The organism is Streptococcus mitis (assembly GCF_047464965.1).
Taxonomy (GTDB): Bacteria; Bacillota; Bacilli; order Lactobacillales; family Streptococcaceae; genus Streptococcus; species Streptococcus mitis_DU.
On record NZ_JASHAT010000002.1, the window covers coordinates 155536 to 178500 of the forward strand.

Genomic DNA, 22965 nt, shown 5'->3' on the forward strand with positions numbered 1-22965 from the left:
TTATACCATATTTTCGCCTATGAAAATAGCCTTCTAAGGATACTTTTCTCCTAGAAGGCTGGATTTTTAAAGTTTAGCAAAAGTCGTCACAATTCGCTGACAAACTTCTTGCAACAGAGATTTAGGCATGGCTACATTGAGGCGGGTATGGAGACTTCCTTCCTCCCCAAAATCCAAACCACGGTTGAGGATAACCTTGGCTTCATTCCTCAAAAGCTCTTGCAATCTTTCATCAGTCAGGTCATAAGCTGAAAAATCAAGCCAAATCAAGTAGGTTCCCTGCGGTTTCATGACCTTGATTTTAGTCTCTTTACCAAATAGATCCACCACATAATTGATATGGTCTTCAAAGACTTGCTTGAGTTCCTCTAGCCAATCCTTCCCATAGCGATAGGCAGCTTCTGTCGCCAAATAACCCAAACCTGAGATTTCATGCTGATTATTAGCCAACTGACGTTTCTGGTAAGCCGCTCTCAACTTAGGATTTTCAATGACTGCATAGGAATTTTTTGTCCCAGCGATGTTAAAGGTTTTAGTGGCACTGCTCAAGACGATAGCAAATTCTTTAAAGTCAGGGTTGATGGTATTGAAGGAATGATGCTTGTGACCAAAGAGGGCCAAATCTTGGTGAATCTCATCTGAAACCAACAAAACACCATGTTTTTGACAGAGTTGGCCAATCTTTTCCAACACTTCCTTTTCCCAAACACGTCCACCAGGATTGTGTGGGTTGCAAAGAATATAGAGTTTGACCTCTTCTTCCACCAAATCCTTCTCCAGTTGATCAAAGTCAATCTCAAACAGACCATCCTTTTCCACCAAAGAATTAGTAATCAATCTGCGGTTGTTCAACTTAACACTGCGTGCAAAGGGGGGATAGACAGGTGTGTTAATCAAAACCGCTTCGCCTTCTTTTGTAAAGGATTGAATAGCTGTTGAGATGGCTGGTACCACACCCTCGATAAAGACAAGAGCCTCTTTGTCAAAGTGGTAACCGTGTTGTGTGGCTTCCCACTTTTGAACTTCCTTAATTAACTCTTCACTGGCATAGGTATAGCCATAAACCAGTTGATCAGCGTAAGTTTGCACAGCTTGGCGGATTTCAGGCAAGACTACAAAGTCCATATCCGCTATCCAAGCTGGTAGGACTTCACTATCCGTTTCTGCTTCTTTCCATTTATAGGTATGGTGCCCTAAACGATTGGGCAGGCTTGTAAAATCATATTTTCCCATCTTTGTCTTATCCTTCCAAGGCTTGGCGCAAATCTGCAATCAAATCTCTAGCATCCTCAATCCCAATCGACAAGCGCAAGAGGTCATCTGTCAAACCATAAGAATGGCGCACTTCTGCTGGAATATCAGCGTGAGTTTGCGTCGTTGGATAAGTAATCAGACTTTCTACCCCACCCAAACTTTCCGCAAAAGAGAAGACCTTAAGACTGTTCAAAATATGAGGAATGCGTGTTTCATCGGCTACTTTAAAGGAAATCATGCCCCCACGACCAGTGTAGAGAACTTCCTTAACTGCTGGAGAATCCTTCAAAAAGGCAACCACTTCTTGGGCGTTGGCTGTTGAGCGCTCCATACGAAGAGACAAGGTCTTGAGACCACGAATCAATTGATAACTGTCAAATGGAGACAAGACTGCCCCTGTCGTATTGAGATTGTAAAAGAGTTTCTCGTATAGTTCTAAACTATTGGTCACAACCACTCCAGCCAAGACATCATTGTGCCCTGCTAGATACTTGGTTGCTGAATGAAGAACGATATCTGCTCCATCTTCAATCGGACGTTGGTAGATAGGGCTGTAGAAAGTATTGTCCACCACCACTTTGGCACCCTTAGCATGAGCTAATTTTGCTAGTTTTTCGATATCAAACTCCAACATCAAGGGATTGGTTGGGGTTTCGATATAGAGAACATCTACGTCCTTTTCTAACTCGGCAATCAACTCTTCTTCTGTATTGGCATAGTTAAAATGGAAACGGCCTTCCTGCTCCACTTGGTTGAACCAGCGGAAAGAACCTCCATAAAGGTCACGGACAGCTAAGACCTTACTTCCTACTGGAAAGACGCTAAAGGCCAGTACAATAGCTGACATACCTGAGCTAGTCGCTAGGGCATAGTCTGCTGACTCAATAGCCGCCAAGACTTCTTCCGCCTTACTGCGAGTTGGGTTTTTAGTGCGCGTATAGTCAAATCCAGTAGATTTACCAAACTCTGGATGCTGATAGGTCGTTGAAAAATGAAGCGGTGTCACCAAAGCACCTGTCGCTTCGTCTGACTTGATACCCGCCTGGGCCAAAATTGTGTTGATGTGTAATTCCTTGCTCATACAATACCTCCAAATCTATAGTAACTATTGTACCACTTATTTTCATCAACTCATTTTCTTCTTTTCAAGAGCTAGCTATAGTTTCAAACTATATACTTATGGAGTAAAGCTAAAAAGAATCCAGAAAATATTCCAGATTCTTTTGTGAAAATCCTTGCTAGGGCTTACTTGGACCGAAAGAAATCCTGTTGAGCTAAATAGTCATAATGCTCTTTGTTAAATTGATACTGGCCCACATGCTGACTAATCTGACCGACATCCACGGAAAAAATATAGGCTTCATTTTGATAGTTCCAATTCAGCCTAACTGCATTCAAGACTGGCTTATAAGTAAAATCTTTAACTTGATTCCAAGGCATCTCAAGGACTTGATTAAAACGATTCTCAGTTATATCACTGATGTCCATCAAATAGATCCCCTTAGGTGTGAATGCCAGAATCTTAGGCTTCACACTCGACTGAACATAGTAACTTCCTCCTATAACGAAGAAATCAATAAAAGATTTCAGCCATGTCTTTTTCTTGAAGGCCATCAGAAAATTCTTTTGCCCTTCAATGCGACAAGTTGAAAGAAATGATGCAATCTGTTTTTCTGTCGCAAACTCCATAATAGCGCCCATGATGTTACCTCCATAACGATTACTACATAGCCAGATAAGAACTCTTCACATAAAGAAGAACCTATCATTTGTTGCATTTTATCTTACTTTTCCAGTAGATGACATCCCTCCTATAACATTACACTAGCATGTGCATACTTCAATCAACATTGGGTAAATTTTCGAACGTAGTTTCTTATATTCATTATAACATAAATTTAATAAAGCAATTAAAAAATGTAAGCACTTTTCTTCCAACTTCGCTACCATTCTATTAAAAAACGACAGCTTCTTTCGAAACCATCATTTTTCTTGAAAAATCCTTATTTGACATGTTTTGCCAATTCTTCTTGGGCTTTTTTATTAGATTCTTCTTTTTCTTTCAACCATTTTTCTTTGGCTTTTTCATATTCATCTTTTGTGACTGTTTTATCTTGTACTTTGAGGTATTTATATGATTCGATACCTTTATTACCAGCTAATGAATATGGTTCTGAGAAAGGAACAGTTTTTCTCAATACTGGTGTTCCACCTTTAGAAACATTTGGAATTGCTAAAGCACTATCTACCAACCAAGCTTGGATTTCAGCATACTTTTCATAGCGTTTTGCAAGATCTTGTTCCTTATTAGCTTCTTCCAACATTTGAGTATAGACATCCAGCCCAACAGCCTTGGCCTTGTCATTGGCTTCACCCGGCTCTATACCTAGATTTTGCATCAAACCACCAGAATGAACATTAAATACATCAAGATAGGTTGAAGGGTCTTGGTAGTCTGCACTCCAACCACCGTTGTATAGATCGTAATCCTTCTGAGCTGCAGTCTGAGCCAAATAGCTTGTATTATCAAAGTCTTCAGTAGAAAGTTGTTGAATATCAATTACAACGTTCTCTGCACCTAAGGCTGCTTCAATAGATTGCTTCATAGAATTTGCCTCTTGGACACCCTTTTTATCAGCTTGGTCAACTGTCATGTCCAAGTGGATAGGGAATTGGACTCCTTTGGCTTGGAGTTCTTTCTTAGCTTCAGCAAATTTGGCTTTAGCTTTTTCAGCATTGTAATATGGATCCTGGGCATCTGCAAAGTTGATTCCTTGCCATTCTTTACCATAATTCACCATCTTAGAGGCTACTACTTCACCAAAGTCTTTTCCGTTGATACTTACGAAGTTTGGAGGAACAACCAAGTTACGCAAGATCTTAGTTGCACCATCTTCTCCTTGAGATTGGGCCCCGTAAGCTGTACGGTCATAGGCAAAGTTAATGGCTTGACGGAAGTTTTTACTCAGAACCGCTTCTTGAGTCGATTTCTTTTCAGCATCACTTGTCTTGGAAGTGAATTTATAAGATTTTCTATCCAAGTTGAAGTTTAAGAAGTAAGAAGTAGCATCTTGCAGACTATAGATGATATTGTCTTTATTCTTCTCTTTGATTCCTTCAAAGCTTGAACTATTTGGATAGAGACGAGCGTAGCTATAGGCTCCCTCTACATAGTTACGAGCCAGTGCATCTTGGTCACTACCATCATAATAGGCCAATTTGACATCATCTACAAAGACATTTTTAGCATCCCAGTAATTAGGATTTTTCTTGAATTCGATAACTGATTTTGAAACAAAGGATTTCATCAAGAAAGGTCCATTGTACAAAATGCTAGATGGGTCTACCTTCCCAAAATCATCTCCTTTTGATTTCAAGAAATCAGCGTTGACTGGGAAGAGAATGGTTGAGGTTGTTTTTGAGTTCCAGTAAGGTTCTGGTCGTGCCAAGGTATATTGAACGGTTTGGTCATCAAGAGCCTTGACTCCGACAGTTGAAAAGTCGCTTGTTTTACCGTTAATGTAGTCATCCAAACCTGCTACGGATTCTTGCACTAAGTACAAGGCTTCTGATTTTTTATCAGCTGCATATTTCAAACCAGTTACAAAATCTTGGGCAGTTACAGGAGCATATTCTTCCCCATCTGCAGTGTACCATTTAGCATCTTTACGCAGTTTGTAGGTATAGGTCAAACCGTCTTGAGAAACACTCCAATCCTCTGCCAAGGATGGGATATAGTTCCCATACTGGTCATTTTCCATGAGCCCATCTACCAAATTAACCACGATATCACTGGTTGTTGCACGGTTTTCTGCTAGATAGTTCAAACTTGATGGGTCACTTACGTAAACATAGTTATATGTTTTTGACGCTGTGCTAGAATTTCCACACGCACTTAACAAAATACCTGCACTTAGCACGACACCTGCAAGTGTTGCATACTTGGCCTTAGACTTTTTCATCTCCAGAACCTCCTGATTTAAATATTTGTTTTATTATACAACTTGAGTTTTATTTAGTCAATAGCTTTTTAAGTAAAATTTAAGAAAAATAAAATTTCTATCTACAAACTATAGAAATTATTCTACAAAATAATAAAAAGAGAATAATTCAAGCATTTCATGATAGAAATGTTCAAATTATTCCTTTTATTTATAAATATTTTTAAGTTAACTTTAATTTGATTCGTAAGCGATCTGCTTGGGCTTTTCCAATCACCTTATCCAACAAACGGGTACGGAGACTCATGATTCCATAAACTCCTCCACCCATGGCACCGACAAGGGCTACATATAGAAAACTCCACAAACGTCCACTTGGTTGGAAGACAAATCCTAAAATCCACTGCAATGTCCCAACTACTAGAAACATGAAAAGAGTTAACAAACTGATTAAAATGGTTCGCTTCAAAATCACCTTGCGCTTAACACCAGTTACCTTGCAAATGTCCCGATACATCAAAACATTAGGAATAATGAGGCCGATGGTTGTGGAAATCAAAGGTCCATAACTGTGAAAGAGAGCAATGGTTGGCAGTTGTAAGACCAGCTTGGCAATGGAACCATAGATAAAATAGAGAACGGCCTTGCGGTTGCGGAACATGGCTTGAAGCATTGGAGACAAAACCATGTACAATCCTAAAATAGTAGACTGTAAAACTGCAAAGACAAACAAGCCCATAGCCAAACTATCTGGCTTGCCATAAAAGACTGTATAAAGAGGTTCTCCTACCATGACCACTCCAACCGTTGCTGGTAGCAAGAATAGGAAAAGCATGGTAATGCTGTCCTGAACGAGACGAGAAGCCGCCTTCAAGTCTCCCTTGACATAGTTTTCAGTCAAAAGTGGCAAACCTACACTCCCAATCGAAACCCCAACAGAAATCAAAATCATAGTGATTTTATTAGGATTGGCAGAGAAATAAGAAAACATGACAACCAAGTCTTCATTACTATAGTTGGTAAACCAACTCATACTATTGATAAAGGTCATCTGGTCCAAAATCTGGAAAAGCTGGATAGCAGACCCTGTCAGGATAAAAGGAATGGCTTCCTTAATGGTGTCGATCAAAAGACGCTTGCTGTTTATCTTATCTCCTGTTTCAAGGACTCTTTTAAGTAATCCTTCTTTGGCAAGGAAATAGATCAAAACTACAAAACTAGCTACCATGCCGACAAAGGCAGCAAAGGTGGATTGGGTAACCGCTGCTAGATAATCTCCTGAGCCCATTTTCATAATGATAAAGGTAGCTAAGAGCATCCAGATAACACGAATGACCTGCTCAGCGATTTGGCTCATGGCATAAGGTTTCAGGTTATTCATCCCTTGGAAGAAACCTCGAATCACACTCATAGATGGGAAAATCAAGACCGCCCAAGCCAAGCTCTGCATGATTGGGATTAAGTCTTTGCCCACGCCAGATAAGTCTGCTAGCCAAGGAGCAAAGACATACAAGACTAGTGCAAAAACAAGACCTAGTCCTGTCATAAAGCCCAAAAAGCTCCGAATCAGGGCAAAGCTATGCTCTTCTTCTCGCATGGTATTGTACTTGGCCACTTGCTTGGCAACCGCAACTGGAATACCCGCTGTTGAAATCAGCAAGAACCAGGCATAGATATTGTAGCCCATAGTAAAGAGACCATTTGCTGTAGCCGCATAAGACCCCATCCAGATATACCAAGGGATGATATAAATGGCACCGAGTAGACGACTGATAAAGTTACTAGCCGTTAGCCAAGCAGTCCCCCGTAACATCTGGGCCTGCTGGTGATTGTTTTCGTTAGACATAGATTCCTCGTTTAATTTTAATCACTAGGAAAAATTCCTCATCTTCCATTATAAACTTTTCCTTGTCACTTGTAAATTTACGACTTTCGGTTTACAATAGAAAGTATGATTAAGATTGAAACCGTATTAGATATTTTAAAGAAAGATGGTCTCTTCCGTGAGATTATCGACCAAGGACATTATCACTACAACTACAGCCATGTCGTATTTGACACCATCTGCTATGACAGCCGCAAGGCCAAAGAGAAGAGCCTCTTTTTCGTCAAGGGTGCTACCTTTAAGAAGGAATTCCTGATTTCTGCCATCTCTCAAGGCCTCGGTTGGTATGTGACTGAAAAAGACTATGAGGTTGGTATTCCTGCTATCATCGTCAGTGATATCAAGAAAGCCATGAGTTTGGTAGCTATGGAATTTTATGGTAATCCACAGGAAAAACTCAAACTCCTCGCCTTCACTGGAACCAAAGGTAAAACAACAGCAGCCTATTTCGCTTATAACATCTTATCTCAAGGGCATCGACCGGCTATGCTCTCGACCATGAATACAACTCTAGATGGCAAGACTTTCTTTAAGTCTGCATTGACAACCCCTGAGAGTATTGACCTCTTTGATATGATGAATCAGGCTGTGCAAAATGACCGTACCCACCTCATCATGGAAGTATCCAGTCAGGCCTATCTGGTCAAACGTGTCTATGGTCTAACCTTTGATGTGGGAGTTTTCCTCAATATCAGTCCCGACCATATCGGCCCGATTGAACACCCTAGCTTTGAAGACTACTTCTACCATAAGCGTCTCTTAATGGAAAATAGCCGAGCAGTTATCATTAACAGTGACATGGACCACTTTTCTGTCTTAAAAGAACAAGTCGAAGATCAAGACCATGATTTCTACGGTAGCCAATCTGATAACCAAATCGAGAATTCCAAAGCCTTTAGTTTTTCAGCTAGTGGTAAACTCGCTGGTGATTATGATATTCAACTCATTGGCCACTTCAACCAAGAAAATGCAGTTGCTGCTGGACTTGCTTGCCTCCGTCTCGGAGCTAGTCTTGAGGACATCAAAAAAGGAATCGCTGCAACCCGTGTTCCTGGTCGTATGGAAGTCCTCACCCAGAAAAATGGAGCCAAGGTCTTCATCGACTATGCCCACAATGGTGATAGTCTGAAAAAACTCATCAATGTGGTTGAAACTCATCAAACAGGAAAGATTGCTCTGGTTCTGGGTTCGACAGGAAATAAGGGAGAAAGTCGTCGGAAGGACTTTGGCCTCCTCCTCAATCAACATCCTGAGATTCAAGTCTTTCTGACTGCTGATGACCCCAACTATGAGGACCCAATGGCCATTGCAGATGAAATTAGTAGCTACATCAATCATCCTGTTGAAAAAATTGCGGATCGCCAAGAAGCCATCAAGGCAGCGATGGCTATCACAAATCACGAATTAGATGCAGTTATAATTGCTGGTAAGGGAGCCGATTGCTACCAAATCGTCCAAGGCAAGAAAGAAGCTTATCCAGGAGATGCAGCCGTAGCAGAAAATTATTTATAAGGATCGTAAAAAAATCAAGGGAAACGAAACCCTTGATTTTTTCTATTTTTATTTAAAAGCGTTTTTCAAACCTTCAACGGCACCTTCTACAGCACCTTTAGCATCTTCAACTACTTCTTTTGCCTTAGCAACTGTCTTTTCTACAGCGCCTTCTGCTTCAGTCTTGCCATCTCCAGTAACTTTACCAAATCCTTCTTTGATAGCGCCTGTTGCTTGTTCCAATTTGTTTTCAAGTGACATATGATTGTCTCCTTTAGTTTATTCCGATATGTGTTACCGGTTACATATAGTTTATACTTAATCCTAAAGAAAGTCAAACAATGTGCTCAGAAAAAAGAAATCAGGCCAAGTAGAAAGTTAATCTTTCCTTATCCAAATCGATAGCCAACTCATACTTCCCCTCTTCATTTTGGACAATATAACCTAGGACAACTAAACTGTCCACAAAGATATCACGGCGTTTCTGCATAAGCTGGTCTTTTTTGAGAAATTTCAACAAAAAAGTCGTCATATATTTGAGAGCATACTCAGGATTAACATCTCCCAAAATGTCATAGAGTTCCTGCTGTTTTTCTGTCAAAGGATACTGATGTTTGACCTTGTAGAAATAATTGGACAGGGTCATTTTTGATCTCGCAAAGTCCGTCTTTTCAACTAAAATAGCTGCATTGGTTTGATTTCGTAATTCCGTCTCAAAACTCTGCTCTAACAAGGCTTGATAGGCCGGACTATCTTCGCTGACAAAAATCTCTTGATCCAGTTCGAGACTATCGAGTGATTCAAGCATAGGAAGATTAAGGTAATAACGCTTATTTTCTCGTAGAATCAAACCTGCCTTTATATACTCTTCCATGAGTTTATCAACTGCAACATCTGGAAATTGAGCCTTGATTTCCCGTAAAATCACATCCTCATGCTGGTCCAGATAGCGGATCAATTCTCCAAAAAATGGCTGTCTCGTCAAACGAGATGGATTAAAAATCTGAATCATGAAGATTCCTTTCTTTACATTCTAACAGAGGCGATGCTGCCAACTGACTGGGATTGGTCCCCGGCTGGTTCAAAGGAACAGGCAGACCTAGTTCTCTGTAATACTCCCTCCAAAAATCACTAATCTCCTGCTCCCCATCTCCAAATTTCATGGGAATAGTTTCAAAAATGGGGAGAATTTCTGCCATGTACTGGGAACAGTAAAAACTAGCGCCATCTGGATAGAAAGAAGCATTATAAGGAGCTCCCAGATGTTTGCAAGCTTTTTCCTTCACAGACTGGATATCCATTTCTGGGTAGACATAGAGGTCGTACAAGTGATTGGGCTCAAAGAAGTCTGCAGGTTCTTGACAGACAACACCAGCCTGTCCACTAGCGTGGTAAATCATCCCATCCAAATAAATGGCAACATGGTTATAGTTGCCTGTGGAAGTCTGGATGGCCTGTCCCATATCTGACTCATCTCTCACAAAAATCAAATCGCCATTTTCTAACATGCTTCACTCCTAGAAAAAAAGGAGCCGAAACTCCTTTCGATATAAGGCACACTAGCCTTTCCTAATTTGAATTAACACTCAAAATCTTAAGCATTGAAGCTTTCAGTCAATTGAGGTACCACTTGTTTCTTACGTGAAACAGCACCAGCAAGGAAAGCATGGTTATTTTCAAGTTTGAAGTTGAAAGCCGCTTCGACCTTGCCCGTATTGGCACCAAGAGCCAAGATTTCTGAGTTTGAGTTGACGATATCTGTAATCATCAAGACAAAGTCAGAGTAGCCGTTTGCTGCATTAGCAGCTTGCATTGCAGCTTCAATTTCTGCTTGGCGTTCCAAAACTTCAGCGATATCAACTGTGTTTACTTGAGCAACACGGACATTATTTCCGTTGAGTTCAAAAGTCTTAGCATCGATGTCAATCAATTCGTCAGCAGATTTGCTAGCCAAGTTTGTACCAGCTTTCAACATAGCCAAACCATACTCTTCCAAGTTTACACCAGCTAATTCAGCCAATTCAGGAGCAATAACTGTATCTGTTGGGTGTGTTGTTGGTGATTTCAAAAGAAGGGTATCTGAAATCAAACCTGAAAGCATCAAACCAGCAATCTCTTTAGGCACAGCCACACCATGTTCTTTGAACATACGGTAAACGATTGAAGACGCTGAACCCACTGGCTCCAAACGCATGTAGAGTGGGCTTGCAGTTTCAAAGTTAGCCACACGGTGGTGGTCTACAACACCATAAACTTCTACTTCAGCGATATCTGATACAGATTGTTGGAATTCATTGTGGTCAGTCAGGATAACTTGCTCTGCGCCTTCTACTTTAGCAGAAGTGATAACACGCGGTGCTTCCACACCAAAATAGTTCAAGACAAAGGCTGTTTCTTCATTCGGAGTTCCAAGGGCAACAGCTTCCGTATCCAAACCGTAAGCTTCTTTTGCAAGGTAGGCAAAGGCTACAGATGACCCGATGGCATCTGAGTCTGGATTTTGGTGACCAAATACTAGAATCTTAGACATGATAATACCTCATTTTGTTTATTCTCTTTATTGTAGCATTTTTTTCGCTTTTTGACAAAAGTAAGAGGAGTCAAAGGGCTCCTCACGATTCTTCAAAATAACTGATACTCTTCGAAAATCAAATTCAAACCACGTCAGCTTCGCCTTGCCGTACTCAAGTACTGTCTACGGCTAGCTTCCTAGTTTGCTCCTTGATTTTCATTGAGTATGAGTAAATTTCTATCTTGATTTTCAGATAAAAATCTTTCCTTCTGTGGCCTCTTCTTACGCTTGAGAAGGGCTTCTGCCGACATGGCTTCTTCCTTACTGGAAAAACCTTGAGCATAGATGAGTTTGACTGGCAAGCGTACTCGTGTGTATTTGGCCCCCTTCCCACTATTGTGGACAGCGAGGCGTCTTCTCACATCAGTCGTATAGCCTGTATAGTAGGATCCGTCACGACACTCCAGCACGTACATATAAGCCTTATGATCCATAATAAATCTCTTCAAGTTCAGGCGTATAAGAGCCATCATCATTGTGAACAATGAGAGGTGGTAAGACCTTAAAGCCGCTTGTTGAACCATCCTTGATAGCCTCAATCAAAAGCATATTAGCTTCCTTTTCTCTTTTTGGATAAACAAACTGCAGGCGCTTGGGAGCTAGATTATGCCGTTGTAACGTATCCAAGATATCTAAAAGTCGATCAGGACGATGAACCATGGCCAAGCGTCCATTGGATTTGAGAATACTTTGGGCACTACGACAGATTTCCTGCAAATTGGTCGTGATTTCATGTCGCGCCAAGAGATAATGTTCGCTCTCGTTCAAGTTTGAATGAGGATCCACCTTGAAATAGGGTGGATTACACAAAATCATATCCACCTTACTTCCCTGGATGTAAGCAGGCATATTTTTCAAATCATCACAGATGACCTCCATCTGCTCTTCCAAACCATTCAAACGGACAGAGCGTTCAGCCATATCTGCTAAACGCTCCTGAATCTCAACAGCCAAAATCTGTGCCTGAGTACGAGTGCTAGCAAATAGCCCAACTGCGCCATTTCCAGCGCAGAAATCCACTATCAAGCCCTTCTTAGGAAAACGTGGAAAACGTGACAAGAGAACACTATCCACCGAATAGCTAAAAACCTCTCTATTTTGAATGATTTTAATATCTGTCGAAAAGAGCTGGTTAATGCGCTCCCCCGATTTTAATAATTGTTCTTCTTCCATGGTTCTATTATAGCAAATTCATATTAACATTACAAAGGATATAGATTTCTAACTAGTGCTTCTGATTCTTCAAATGTTGAAGGGCTTCCTTGGTCCAAATTGGCATCATTCGTTTGAGAGGCGCAAAGCCATAGTTAAAACGGTCTCTTGAAAAGCGTCTCCGTCTCGGAAACTGGTGCTTTTCTTCCTCCAAAGTGCGGATAGAAAGACTAGCTTTCCCTGTAAATTCATCTAAATCCACTACTTGAACTTGAACCTCTTCATCGACTTTCAAGGCTTCTTGGATATTTTCAATAAAGCCTGTCCGAATCTCTGAAATGTGAATCAGCCCCGTATCACCCGTCTCTAGCTCAACAAAGGCACCGTAGGGCTGAATCCCTGTAATACGGCCCTTTAGTTTATCACCGATTTTCATTTTAGTCCTCGATTTCAATTGTTTCAATCACGACATCTTCAACTGGCTTGTCCATGGCCCCTGTCTCAACAGCAGCAATGGCATCCAAGACAGCGTAAGAAGCTTCATCAGCTAGCTGACCAAAAACAGTATGACGGCGGTCTAAGTGAGGAGTTCCACCTTGGTTGGCATAGATTTCCGCAATCGGTTCTGGCCAACCACCACGAGCAATTTCTTTCTTAGAATAAGGCAGGTGTTGATTTTGCACAATAAAGAACTGGCTACCGTTGGTATTTGGACCAGCATTGGCCATAGAAAGGGCACCACGGATATTGTAAAGTTCTTCTGAGAATTCATCCTCAAATGATTCGCCGTAGATTGACTCGCCACCCATACCAGTTCCAGTTGGGTCTCCACCTTGAATCATAAAGTCCTTGATAATACGGTGGAAAATGACACCATCATAGTAGCCATCTTTTGAAAGTGCAACAAAGTTAGCCACTGTTTTAGGAGCATGTTCAGGGAAGAGCTTAATACGCAAGTCTCCGTGATTGGTCTTAATGGTCGCGATAGGACCTTCTACTGTTTCAATGTCTACTTGTGGGAAATGCAATTCTTTTTCTACCATACCAAATCCTTCTAAGGCATCAAAAATGCCATCTTCTTCTAATGTTTTTGTAATATAATCTGCTTTTTCTTTGATGTTATCATGAGAAATTCCCATTGCAACACTGATTCCAGCATAATCAAAGAGTTCCAAGTCGTTGAGGCCATCTCCAAAAACCATGACGTTCTCTGGTTTCAAGCCAAGGTGTTCCACAACCTTTTCCACCCCCGTCGCTTTGGAGCCTGAAATCGGCACAATATCAGACGAATGTTGATGCCAACGAACCATGCGAAGTTTGTCTGAGAGACTATCAGGCAAGTGCAAGTCATCTCCTTTATCTTCAAAAGTCCACATCTGATAGATATTTTCTTTTTCATGGAAATCAGGATCTACATCTAAATCGGGATAAATTGGATTGATAGCTTCACTAATCATATCGGTACGAGTCGACAACTTGGCATCATGACTCCCAACCAAACCATACTCAATTCCCTCTTGCTTGGCCCAAGAGATATACTCCTCAACATCTGACTTCTCAATCTGATGCTGATAAATGACCTGACCTTTTTTATCTTCGATATAAGCCCCATTCAAAGTTACAAAAAAGTCAGGCTTGAGCTCACGAATCTCTGGAACGACACCAAAAATCCCTCGTCCAGAAGCAATACCTGTCAAAATTCCTTTCTCACGTAATTGCTTAAAAACAGTTGGGATTGAAGCTGGAATAAAACCTGTCTTTGAATTCCGCAATGTATCATCAATATCAAAAAAGACAATCTTGATCTTCTTTGCCTTGTATCTTAATTTGGCATCCATCTCACTACCTCTTTCAATCTAACTCTTTCCATTATACCATAAAGTAGCTAAATCCCCTATTTTCAAAAAATTTCCAGTTTTATTGTAAATCCTTGGATAAGTATAAAACTAAATCATCATCGTTTTGACAACTTGCACCCATTTCTAGCGGTTTATTTCTATACCAGACACCTGTACCATCTGGAATGTAGCTCCGTCTGATATACAATCTCTGGGCAGGGCCATAGCCTAAGTGCAAACCTACACCAAGAGTGACCTTACTCGAAACAAACTTGACTCGTTTTTCTGCTTTTTCTAGCAGTTGATTCCCAATCCCTTGATTTCGAAAATGCTCAAACACATTAAAATCTGATAATTCTGGATAGACTTCTGCAAAAGGACCATGTTTAGCAGAGGGCAAAATGGTAATGTAGCCCGCTACAGCACCATCAATCTCTGCAACTAAAACTTCTCTCTCCCCACTTTCCTGTTCCAGAAAATATCTAGCCAAAATTTCCTCTCTACCAGGCCAACCTTGATTCATAAATCCATGAGATAAGGATTCAATATCAGACTTAATCATATTTCTAATCGTACAATTCATCTTTGACTTACCCACCTTTACTCTTTCTATTACCATTATAGCACGCCAAGGTCAGAAAAAAACTATCTCGTGAAAAAAGACCCAATCGGGTCTGAAAAAGAGGTCCACTGGACCCCAACTCGCTCTCTCATTTCAAAGCTCGTGAAAAAAGCCCCGTCGGGGTCTTAATTCGCTTTCTTGTTTTCAAGCTCATGAAAAAGAGGTCCACTGGACCCCTTTTTTTAATCTTCGTTTACGAAAGGCATCAAAGCCATTACGCGAGCGCGTTTGATAGCTGTTGTTACTTTACGTTGGTTTTTAGCTGAAGTTCCTGTTACACGACGAGGAAGGATTTTCCCACGTTCTGAAACGAAACGGCTAAGAAGCTCAGTATCTTTGTAATCAACATATTCAATTTTGTTTGCTGCGATGTAATCAACTTTTTTACGGCGTTTGAATCCGCCACGACGTTGTTGAGCCATGTTTTTTCTCCTTTATAATTTTAGTTGTCCATTAGAATGGTAAATCATCATCTGAAATATCCAATGGATTTGTTGCTCCAAATGGATTTTCATCACGTGAAAAGTCTGGTACTGAATTTGTAGGTGCTGAATAGTTTGAACTTGGTGCAGAGTAAGCTCCACCTGTATGACCCTCACGCACACTACGGCTTTCCAACATTTGGAAATTCTCAGCCACGACCTCTGTCACGTAGACACGTTGTCCTTGCTGGTTATCGTAACTACGAGTCTGGATACGACCTGTCACCCCGATAAGTGAGCCTTTTTTAGCCCAATTAGCAAGGTTTTCAGCCTGTTGGCGCCACATAACGACATTGATAAAATCAGCCTCACGTTCGCCATTTTGACTCTTAAATGTACGGTTTACTGCAAGAGTAAAAGTCGCAACTGCTACATTTGATGGGGTATAACGCAACTCAGCGTCACGTGTCATACGCCCTACAAGTACAACATTGTTAATCATAGTTTACCTTCTTAAGCGTCAGTTTTGACGATCATGTGACGAAGAATGTCAGCGTTGATTTTTGAAAGACGGTCAAACTCTTTAAGAGCTACGTCGTCGTTTGCTTCAACGTTAACGATGTGGTAAAGTCCTTCACGGAAATCTTTGATTTCGTATGCAAGACGGCGTTTTTCCCAAGATTTTGATTCAACAACAGTTGCACCGTTGTCAGTCAAAATAGAGTCAAAACGTGCTACCAAAGCGTTTTTAGCTTCTTCTTCAATGTTTGGACGAATGATATAAAGAATTTCGTATTTAGCCATTGATATGTTCCTCCTTTTGGTCTAATGACCCCAAGACTTTGCAAGGGGTAAGTGAGGTTCGCTCACAATAAATTATTATACTAGAAAAAAATTTTTTACGCAAGTAAAAACACCGAAATAAAAAAAGAAGATGACGAATCATCTTCTCAAAAACTATGAGTTTTTAGTCTTCTTTTTTCTTGCGAGCAAGAAGTCCAAATCCACCTAGGGCTCCAAGAAGTCCAAGCGCTGCAAGACTAGCGTTAGCTTCTGTACCTGTGTTAGGCAATTCTTTTTGACCTTCAACATATTTAGGTGTTGCTGGTTGAGTAGCTGAATCAGTTGGTACTGATGTTTCAGCTGGTGTTGGAACAGCAGGTTGGGTTGGAGTTGTTGGTTGTTCCGGTTGCACTGGAGCTACTGGTTGTTCAGGAGTCTCTGGTGTTGATGGAACAGGTTGTGGTGTTGCCACTTTCTTGTAATGATGTACAAGATTTCCATTAGGGTCTTTCGTAGTTGTTACGTATTCGTAACCTGAAATTCCTTTTGGAGCTTGTGCTCCTTTTTCACTTGGTGCGATATCTTTACCATTTTCGTCTACATAGTAAGTCACAACTTGTTCAGGTTGCGGAGTATAACCGTTCTGATCCCCATTTGGAGTTACATTTGGAATGTAATTAATTGGTGTATCCTCACCTGGATTTGTTGGGACATCTGGAGTGATGTATCCTTTTGTTGGATCGTTTGGATCTACTGGTTTAAGTGGTTGACCATTTCCATCTACAGGTGTATGACCTGGTACGTATGGAAGAACTGGTTTATCACTTCCTGGTTTGGTTGGATCTTGTGGATCATTTGGATACTTGATTGGATTTGTTGGTTGACCTGGGATATTTGGAATCCATGATCCGATTGGTTTGTACACGTATGTTACTGTCGAACCTTCTGTTCCAATCTTACCTTTAGCATCTCCATCTACACGAACAAGTAGGTATCCTGGAATCACTTTTCCAGTTGTTGTGTACTCATCTCCCACTTTTCCTTCTGTTGTTTCTGCAGGGATTAAGTCTTTTCCATTTTCATCTACGTATTTAACTACTAATTTTGCTTTGTTGGCTACGTAGTTAATTACTGTATCTTGACTTGGATCTGTTGGGATGTTTGGTACTACATATCCTTTTGATGGATCTGTTGGATCTACTGGTTTAAGTGGATTGCCATCTTTATCTTCTGGAGTGAATCCTGGAACGTATGGTAACACTTCTGTTGGTTGTCCTGGTTTTGTTGGATCTTGTGGATCATTTGGATACTTGATTGGGTTTGTTGGTTGACCTGGGATGTTTGGAATCCATGATCCGATTGGTTTGTACACGTATGTTACTGTCGAACCTTCTGTTCCAATCTTACCTTTAGCATCTCCATCTACACGAACAAGTAGGTGTCCTGGAATCACTTTTCCAGTTGTTGTGTACTCATCTCCCACTTTTCCTTCTGTTGTTTCTGAAGGGATTAGGTCTTTGCCATTTTCATCTACATACTTCACTACTAGTTTAGCTTTGTTAGCTTCATAGTTAATTACTGTATCTTGACTTGGATCTGTTGGGATGTTTGGTACTACATATCCTTTAGTTGGATCTTGTGGATCTACTGGTTTAAGTGGGTTGCCATCTTTATCTTCTGGAGTGAATCCTGGAACGTATGGTAATGTTTCTGTTGGTTGACCCGGTTTTGTTGGATCTGTTGAATCATTTGGATACTTGATTGGGTTTGTTGGTTGACCTGGAATGTTTGGAATCCACGAACCAAGTGGTTTGTAGGTTACTACTTCTTTAGTATCTTCTGAGTTTGCAGTTACTTTTGTAGTTGCTACAGTTGCTTTATCAGCTACAAATCCCTTAACCACTGGTGATGTTACTTCAGATAAGTCTTTTGCTTTTGACCAATCTCCGTAAGTCACCTCACCTGTTACCAAGTTGACCTTAGCTTCACGAGTGAATTTAGCCTCTTGGGTAACAACTTTTGGAGTGCCGTCTTCGTTTAATACTGGAGTGCCATCTTCGTATACGTATGTAATTGTACGTGTAACAGTTTTGTTTAGATCTTTTTCTTCCAAGCCAGCTGGATATTTAGGTCCGTCTGGGTTGTTTGGATCTACTGGAGTTCCTGGAGTTTTTGGTTGATCTGGTATAACTGGTACAACACGTTCCTTAAGCGTTACTTTGAACTCTTGATCAGTGTCTTTATCTTTATCGAACTTACCGCCTTCTGGATATGTATTAGAAACTAATTCATATCCTTTGTTTTCAAGTTCTTTGATTTTAGCTTTTACTTCAGCCTCTTTTGTAAGTGGTGTGTCTGAATCACCTTCTTCAGTAATAGCGTCAACACCTGGAATTGGATTTCCTTTTTCATCTACGAAAGTTGTTTTTGCTTTTTGCGTATCTTTTACGTAGTTGATTGGTGTATCTTGACTTGGATCTGTTGGGATACTTGGTACTTCATATCCTTCTTTTGGATCGTTTGGATTTACTGGTTTAAGTGGATTTCCATCTTTATCCTTAGGTGTGAATCCTTCAACGTATGGTACTTTTGGTTTATCAGTTCCTGGTGTTGTTGGATTATCTTTATCATTTGGATATTTGATTGGATTTGTAGGTTGACCTGGGATATTTGGTACCCATGAACCTAGTGGTTTGTAGGTTACTACTTCCTTGATATCTTCTGAATCACCGGTTACATTTACCATCGCAACACTTGCTTTGTCAGCTACAAATCCCTTAACCACTGGTGATGTTACTTCAGATAAGTCTTTTGCTTTTGACCAATCTCCGTAAGTCACCTCACCTGTTACCAAGTTGACCTTAGCTTCACGAGTGAATTTAGCCTCTTGGGTAACAACTTTTGGAGTACCGTCTTCGTTTAATACTGGAGTTCCATCTTCGTATACGTATGTGATTGTACGTGTAACAGTTTTGTTTAGATCTTTTTCTTCCAAGCCAGCTGGATATTTAGGTCCGTCTGGGTTGTTTGGATCCACTGGAGTTCCTGGAGTTTTTGGTTGATCTGGTGTAACTGTAACTTCTTTAGCTTTAAGTGTTACTTTGAACTCTTGATCAGTGTCTTTATCTTTATCGAACTTACCGCCTTCTGGGTATGTATTAGAAACTAATTCATAACCTTTGTTTTCAAGTTCTTTGATTTTCGCTTTTACTTCAGCTTCTTTTGTAAGTGGTGTGTCTGAATCACCTTCTTCAGTAAGAGCATCAACACCTGGAATTGGATTTCCTTTTTCATCTACGAAAGTCGTTTTCGCTTTTTGCGTATCTTTTACGTAGTTGATTGGTGTATCTTGACTTGGATCTGTTGGAAGACTTGGTACTTCATATCCTTTAGTTGGATCGTTTGGATCCACTGGTTTCAACGGATTACCATCTTTATCCTTCGGTGTGAAGCCTGGGACGTATGGTAATGTTTCTGTTGGTTGACCTGGTTTTGTTGGATCTGCTGGATCATTTGGATACTTGATTGGGTCTGTTGGTTGACCTGGAATGTTTGGTACCCATGAACCAAGTGGTTTGTAGGTTACTACTTCCTTAATATCTTCGGAATCACCTGTTACATTTACCACTGCAACACTTGCTTTGTCAGCTACAAATCCCTTAACTACTGGTGATTTAACTTCAGATAAGTCTTTTGCTTCTGACCAATCTCCGTAAGTCACTTCACCTGAAACTAAGTTTACTTTTGCTTCACGTGTGAATTTTGCTTCTTGTGCTACTGTTTTTGGAGTGCCATCTTCGCTTAATACTGGAGTGCCATCTTCGTATACGTATGTGATTGTACGTGTTACTGTTTTGTTTAGATCTTTTTCTTCCAAGCCAGCTGGGTATTTAGGTCCGTCTGGATTGTTTGGATCAACAGGTGTCCCTGGTGTTTTTGGTTGATCTGGTGTAACTGGTACAACACGTTCTTTAAGTGTTACTGTGAACTCTTGGTCAGTGTCGACATCTTTATCAAAGACGCCATCTGTTGGATATGTATTAGAAACTACTTCATATCCTTTGTTTTGAGCTTCTTTGATTCTCGCAGCGATTTCATCTGCTTTTGTAAGTTTGTCTCCACCTTTACCTGTTTCAGAGATTGGCGTGTTACCTTCCACTTGCTTAACATTACCATCTTTGTCTTGGTAGACAAATGTTGTTTTAGCTTTTTGGATTGGTGAGTAAGTTACTACATATTCGTAATCTTCATCTGTTGCAGTTGTTGGCTGTACCGGAACTTTTTCTACACTTGCGATGTAACCTTCTTTTTGAGGTACTGTTACTTCTGGAAGGTTTGTATCACCGTTTCCAACCCAATTAATATAGATAGGTTTTCTATTGGCATCTACCTGCGCTTCATTTTTATCATTTACTTGGATAGTACCTGTATAGCTTACAGTTTGTTTTGTTGGTTCAAATACTTCTTGTCCTGCAAGATCCTTAACATCGTCTGCGTAAACATACTTAATCGTACGGTTTACTTCTTCTACTTTTGTTTTCTTAACATAGTAGTAAACAACATTATTTACAAAAGCATTAGGGTTTACTCCATTCGCTTGAAGTTCCTCTGAACTATAGATAGCGCTAGCACGTTTTGGACCAATATTAACAGTTCCTGTTGTTCCTTTTGACGGAACATCAACACGAATATACTCAACACCTTTGATAGTTTTAGTTAAATCAGGAACTTGGTTTGAAACATCATATTTTTTACCTAAAATGTTCTTAGTTTCATAGCTACCATCTTCATTAGGTTTAGCATAACCATCGTAACTTGTTGGTTCATATGCAAACTCTTCACCTGTTTCAATATTTACTAAAGTAATAGTAACAGCACCTGTTTCAAACTGACTGTTACCTCCTGCTCCAACTTCAACTTTCCAACCGTTTGCAACTTTGGTAGTTACATTTTCTTCTCCTCCATTAAGAGGTGTTCCACCTGATACAGTAAGAGTAGCTGCAGTTTTATCAGTATCCCCGACAACACTTCCATCTTTCAAACGTCCAGCTTCATCGTATATGAATTTAGAGTACTCATCTGAGAATGTACGGTTTGTTATAGCTTTTTCAACCCCAAGTTTATCTAAGCCTATTGAAACTATTGAATCTTCTTGAATCGCACCATCTATTACTTCTATCTCTAACTCTGTTGGTGATTTAATTGTTGCTTTTAATGTAAAGTTTGTATCACGACCGTCATTAAGAATCCAAACGTTGTTTGCATTAGCTTGAACATTATTCCAACGACCTGCAGGACGGTAACTTATACTATCAGCCTTATTAGTATTTGTGACAGTGTTTTTTGAACCATCAATTGCTTTAAAATACGTAAAATCATCATTTGGTAATGTAATCGTAAATTTAGAACCTTTTCCGTAACGTACATCACTATCAGTATTAATAACTACTGCATCACTCTTTCTAACGCGTTCACTTCCTTTATATCCTAAAATGTTATCTCCCATAATAGTAGCAGAAGTATTTTGTTTTTGTGCCGCTGACTTAGATGCTTTATGAGTATATTTATGTTCTAGAATCGGTTGACCATTTACACTAATTGCCGCTGTATATTCTGTATCTTTGGAAATATTAGGCGCATAATAATCAATCGCAGTTAAGTTTTCCGCATAAAAAGTTGTTACAGCATAATTTTTTGCCTTATCATTCCATCTAATTGTATAAGTAGTAGTCCCAACTTCATTCGGGATAGCTGGTTGTTCAGCTAGACGCTCTTCATAAGTCTTACCATCTTTCTTACGTTGAGACCAGAATGGACTTTCTCCCCCTCTACTTCCTACAGAGTTAGTAGTTTCTTTAGATGAAACTTCACCAATTACAGTTCCATCTGCTGCAGTAATTTTTGTACCAGGTTTAAAACTATCCCCAAACCCTGTTAAGTTTTTCATTTCAATTGTAGTAGTATCACCATTTTGAGCCTGAGATGTATCAAATACTACATCAATCCCCCATGCTTTAGGTGCAGTATTATCTGCGTTCATCGTCACATAGGCATTATTAACTGTTACAATTGCATTACCATTTCTAATAACACCTTTACCTGTAATGGTTTGATCTTTAGCATCTGTAGCTCCAAGCACAGCTTCTACTTTACCTGCATGACCTGCACGTTTCATTTCAGCGTAGACTGCTTCAATAGCAGATGAGATGCGATTTACTTGGGATGTTAGTTGTTCTTCCGTAGAATCGTTAGAATAGAGCAAACCTTTTGCCGCTACCGCTTCAAGCTTGACTGCAGCAATTGCAGCTGATAATTTTTGTTTAGCTTCAACATCTTTAGCTTCCTTATCTGAGAAGTTTGAAGCAACTGTTGCCATTACTTCTGCTTCTGAAGTCAATTGAGTAAGAACTGTCTTAACATCATCTTGTGCTTTTTCTGTTTCAACTTTTTCTGATGTTTCTTTGTCAGTTTTTTCTTTAGTTGCTTCTTTTTTGTCAGCTTGTTCTTTATCCGATTTTTCTTTACTTGCTTCTTTATCAGATTTATCAGAGACTTCTTTTTCTACTACAGGTGTTGCTTCAGTTTTAACGTCTTCTTTAGGTTCAGCTTTTTCATCTGCTTTTACAGCATCAATCTTTAATTCTGGAAGTTCTTCAACAACAGGTGTTGTTAGAGCAGAGTCTGCATCCTTCTTATTTGTAGCTGCAAGATCAGAAGTAGCCGGATTTACTGGTAGAGTCTCATCAGCTTGTACTCCATTAGCACCTAAAACAAGTGCCGTTCCCAAAAGGACACTAGCAGCGCCAAAGCTATACTTACGAATAGAAAAGCGCTGGGCTCTTCTACCATGGTATTTTTCCATTCTTGAATACATGTTTTCTCCTTCTTATCTCAATCTAAAAGTTTTATGATTACATATAAATATATGTTGGTTTTTATAAAAACAACTCTACTATTTTATCATAAATAAAATTAACTTGTCCATAAATATGTCTCGTTTATACT

19 protein-coding genes are annotated in these 22965 nt (G+C 40.0%); 1 reads left to right on the forward strand and 18 read right to left on the reverse strand.

All coding sequences use genetic code 11. The features are described from left to right. Positions 1-66 precede the first annotated feature (66 nt). From QM408_RS02255 to QM408_RS02275, 5 genes are all read right to left on the reverse strand, one after another. Positions 67-1233, reverse strand: a complete 1167-nt coding sequence (locus QM408_RS02255) for a MalY/PatB family protein (protein WP_261057246.1) — start codon at positions 1231-1233, stop codon at positions 67-69. A gap of 7 nt (positions 1234-1240) precedes the next feature. Beyond that, positions 1241-2335 (reverse strand): cystathionine gamma-synthase, encoded by a 1095-nt coding sequence (locus tag QM408_RS02260; RefSeq protein ID WP_261057251.1) that lies wholly within the window; start codon positions 2333-2335, stop codon positions 1241-1243. Between the two features lie 164 nt (positions 2336-2499). Beyond that, on the reverse strand, positions 2500-2955 hold the full coding sequence (locus QM408_RS02265) for a hypothetical protein (RefSeq protein ID WP_004257129.1): 456 nt from the start codon (positions 2953-2955) through the stop codon (positions 2500-2502). Between the two features lie 302 nt (positions 2956-3257). After that, a complete protein-coding gene (locus QM408_RS02270; RefSeq protein ID WP_084946745.1) occupies positions 3258-5216 on the reverse strand; it encodes a peptide ABC transporter substrate-binding protein in 1959 nt (652 codons plus the stop codon). Positions 5217-5418: 202 nt separating this feature from the next. Then, the gene (locus QM408_RS02275) at positions 5419-7041 is read right to left on the reverse strand and encodes a putative polysaccharide biosynthesis protein (RefSeq protein ID WP_084946742.1); all 1623 of its coding nucleotides are present in this window, start codon (positions 7039-7041) and stop codon (positions 5419-5421) included. 105 nt (positions 7042-7146) lie between these two features. Here QM408_RS02275 and QM408_RS02280 point away from each other — a divergent pair, with 105 nt between their 5' ends. Further along, positions 7147-8592, forward strand: coding sequence for a UDP-N-acetylmuramoyl-L-alanyl-D-glutamate--L-lysine ligase (locus tag QM408_RS02280; RefSeq protein WP_414373429.1), 1446 nt, complete (start codon positions 7147-7149; stop codon positions 8590-8592). 48 nt (positions 8593-8640) lie between these two features. Here QM408_RS02280 and QM408_RS02285 read toward each other — a convergent pair whose 3' ends face one another. From QM408_RS02285 to QM408_RS02345, 13 genes are all read right to left on the reverse strand, one after another. Beyond that, a complete protein-coding gene (locus QM408_RS02285; protein ID WP_000051182.1) occupies positions 8641-8832 on the reverse strand; it encodes a CsbD family protein in 192 nt (63 codons plus the stop codon). A gap of 100 nt (positions 8833-8932) precedes the next feature. Continuing rightward, positions 8933-9583: a DUF1803 domain-containing protein gene (locus QM408_RS02290; protein WP_261057271.1), complete on the reverse strand. Its 651-nt coding sequence runs from the start codon at positions 9581-9583 to the stop codon at positions 8933-8935. Then, entirely contained in the window at positions 9567-10079 is a 513-nt protein-coding gene (locus QM408_RS02295) for a YiiX/YebB-like N1pC/P60 family cysteine hydrolase (RefSeq protein ID WP_084946730.1), read from the reverse strand. The genes QM408_RS02290 and QM408_RS02295 overlap by 17 nt, the downstream gene beginning before the upstream one ends. An 86-nt stretch (positions 10080-10165) precedes the next feature. Next, positions 10166-11101, reverse strand: coding sequence for a manganese-dependent inorganic pyrophosphatase (locus QM408_RS02300; protein ID WP_229294704.1), 936 nt, complete (start codon positions 11099-11101; stop codon positions 10166-10168). 179 nt (positions 11102-11280) lie between these two features. Then, positions 11281-11577 (reverse strand): GIY-YIG nuclease family protein, encoded by a 297-nt coding sequence (locus QM408_RS02305; protein WP_414373432.1) that lies wholly within the window; start codon positions 11575-11577, stop codon positions 11281-11283. Then, on the reverse strand, positions 11567-12316 hold the full coding sequence (locus QM408_RS02310; RefSeq protein WP_033685376.1) for a tRNA1(Val) (adenine(37)-N6)-methyltransferase: 750 nt from the start codon (positions 12314-12316) through the stop codon (positions 11567-11569). Before QM408_RS02310 ends, QM408_RS02305 begins: the two co-directional genes overlap by 11 nt. A 52-nt stretch (positions 12317-12368) precedes the next feature. Beyond that, positions 12369-12731, reverse strand: coding sequence for a S1 RNA-binding domain-containing protein (locus QM408_RS02315; RefSeq protein ID WP_261057287.1), 363 nt, complete (start codon positions 12729-12731; stop codon positions 12369-12371). Between the two features lies 1 nt (position 12732). Beyond that, the gene (locus tag QM408_RS02320) at positions 12733-14133 is read right to left on the reverse strand and encodes a bifunctional Cof-type HAD-IIB family hydrolase/peptidylprolyl isomerase (RefSeq protein WP_023947844.1); all 1401 of its coding nucleotides are present in this window, start codon (positions 14131-14133) and stop codon (positions 12733-12735) included. A 79-nt stretch (positions 14134-14212) separates the two neighbouring features. Next, positions 14213-14716 (reverse strand): GNAT family N-acetyltransferase, encoded by a 504-nt coding sequence (locus QM408_RS02325; RefSeq protein WP_004257108.1) that lies wholly within the window; start codon positions 14714-14716, stop codon positions 14213-14215. Between the two features lie 221 nt (positions 14717-14937). Continuing rightward, positions 14938-15177 carry a 30S ribosomal protein S18 gene (rpsR, locus tag QM408_RS02330; RefSeq protein WP_000068664.1) on the reverse strand — a complete coding sequence of 80 codons (240 nt, stop codon included), beginning with the start codon at positions 15175-15177 and terminating at the stop codon, positions 14938-14940. Between the two features lie 31 nt (positions 15178-15208). Beyond that, a complete protein-coding gene (ssbA, locus tag QM408_RS02335; protein ID WP_000609602.1) occupies positions 15209-15679 on the reverse strand; it encodes a single-stranded DNA-binding protein SsbA in 471 nt (156 codons plus the stop codon). Positions 15680-15690: 11 nt separating this feature from the next. Further along, positions 15691-15981 (reverse strand): 30S ribosomal protein S6, encoded by a 291-nt coding sequence (gene rpsF, locus QM408_RS02340; protein ID WP_001151780.1) that lies wholly within the window; start codon positions 15979-15981, stop codon positions 15691-15693. 163 nt (positions 15982-16144) lie between these two features. Next, on the reverse strand, positions 16145-22834 hold the full coding sequence (locus tag QM408_RS02345; protein WP_414373437.1) for a mucin-binding protein: 6690 nt from the start codon (positions 22832-22834) through the stop codon (positions 16145-16147). Positions 22835-22965 lie beyond the last annotated feature (131 nt).

Excerpts from the sequence above, each read along its gene's own strand:
- QM408_RS02255 (WP_261057246.1), bottom strand. The coding sequence starts at position 1,233 with ATGGGAAAATATGATTTTACAAGCCTGCCCAATCGTTTAGGGCACCAT.
- QM408_RS02260 (WP_261057251.1), bottom strand. The coding sequence starts at position 2,335 with ATGAGCAAGGAATTACACATCAACACAATTTTGGCCCAGGCGGGTATC.
- QM408_RS02265 (WP_004257129.1), bottom strand. The coding sequence starts at position 2,955 with ATGGGCGCTATTATGGAGTTTGCGACAGAAAAACAGATTGCATCATTT.
- QM408_RS02270 (WP_084946745.1), bottom strand. The coding sequence starts at position 5,216 with ATGAAAAAGTCTAAGGCCAAGTATGCAACACTTGCAGGTGTCGTGCTA.
- QM408_RS02275 (WP_084946742.1), bottom strand. The coding sequence starts at position 7,041 with ATGTCTAACGAAAACAATCACCAGCAGGCCCAGATGTTACGGGGGACT.
- QM408_RS02280 (WP_414373429.1), top strand. The coding sequence starts at position 7,147 with ATGATTAAGATTGAAACCGTATTAGATATTTTAAAGAAAGATGGTCTC.
- QM408_RS02285 (WP_000051182.1), bottom strand. The coding sequence starts at position 8,832 with ATGTCACTTGAAAACAAATTGGAACAAGCAACAGGCGCTATCAAAGAA.
- QM408_RS02290 (WP_261057271.1), bottom strand. The coding sequence starts at position 9,583 with ATGATTCAGATTTTTAATCCATCTCGTTTGACGAGACAGCCATTTTTT.
- QM408_RS02295 (WP_084946730.1), bottom strand. The coding sequence starts at position 10,079 with ATGTTAGAAAATGGCGATTTGATTTTTGTGAGAGATGAGTCAGATATG.
- QM408_RS02300 (WP_229294704.1), bottom strand. The coding sequence starts at position 11,101 with ATGTCTAAGATTCTAGTATTTGGTCACCAAAATCCAGACTCAGATGCC.
- QM408_RS02305 (WP_414373432.1), bottom strand. The coding sequence starts at position 11,577 with ATGGATCATAAGGCTTATATGTACGTGCTGGAGTGTCGTGACGGATCC.
- QM408_RS02310 (WP_033685376.1), bottom strand. The coding sequence starts at position 12,316 with ATGGAAGAAGAACAATTATTAAAATCGGGGGAGCGCATTAACCAGCTC.
- QM408_RS02315 (WP_261057287.1), bottom strand. The coding sequence starts at position 12,731 with ATGAAAATCGGTGATAAACTAAAGGGCCGTATTACAGGGATTCAGCCC.
- QM408_RS02320 (WP_023947844.1), bottom strand. The coding sequence starts at position 14,133 with ATGGATGCCAAATTAAGATACAAGGCAAAGAAGATCAAGATTGTCTTT.
- QM408_RS02325 (WP_004257108.1), bottom strand. The coding sequence starts at position 14,716 with ATGAATTGTACGATTAGAAATATGATTAAGTCTGATATTGAATCCTTA.
- rpsR (WP_000068664.1), bottom strand. The coding sequence starts at position 15,177 with ATGGCTCAACAACGTCGTGGCGGATTCAAACGCCGTAAAAAAGTTGAT.
- ssbA (WP_000609602.1), bottom strand. The coding sequence starts at position 15,679 with ATGATTAACAATGTTGTACTTGTAGGGCGTATGACACGTGACGCTGAG.
- rpsF (WP_001151780.1), bottom strand. The coding sequence starts at position 15,981 with ATGGCTAAATACGAAATTCTTTATATCATTCGTCCAAACATTGAAGAA.
- QM408_RS02345 (WP_414373437.1), bottom strand. The coding sequence starts at position 22,834 with ATGTATTCAAGAATGGAAAAATACCATGGTAGAAGAGCCCAGCGCTTT.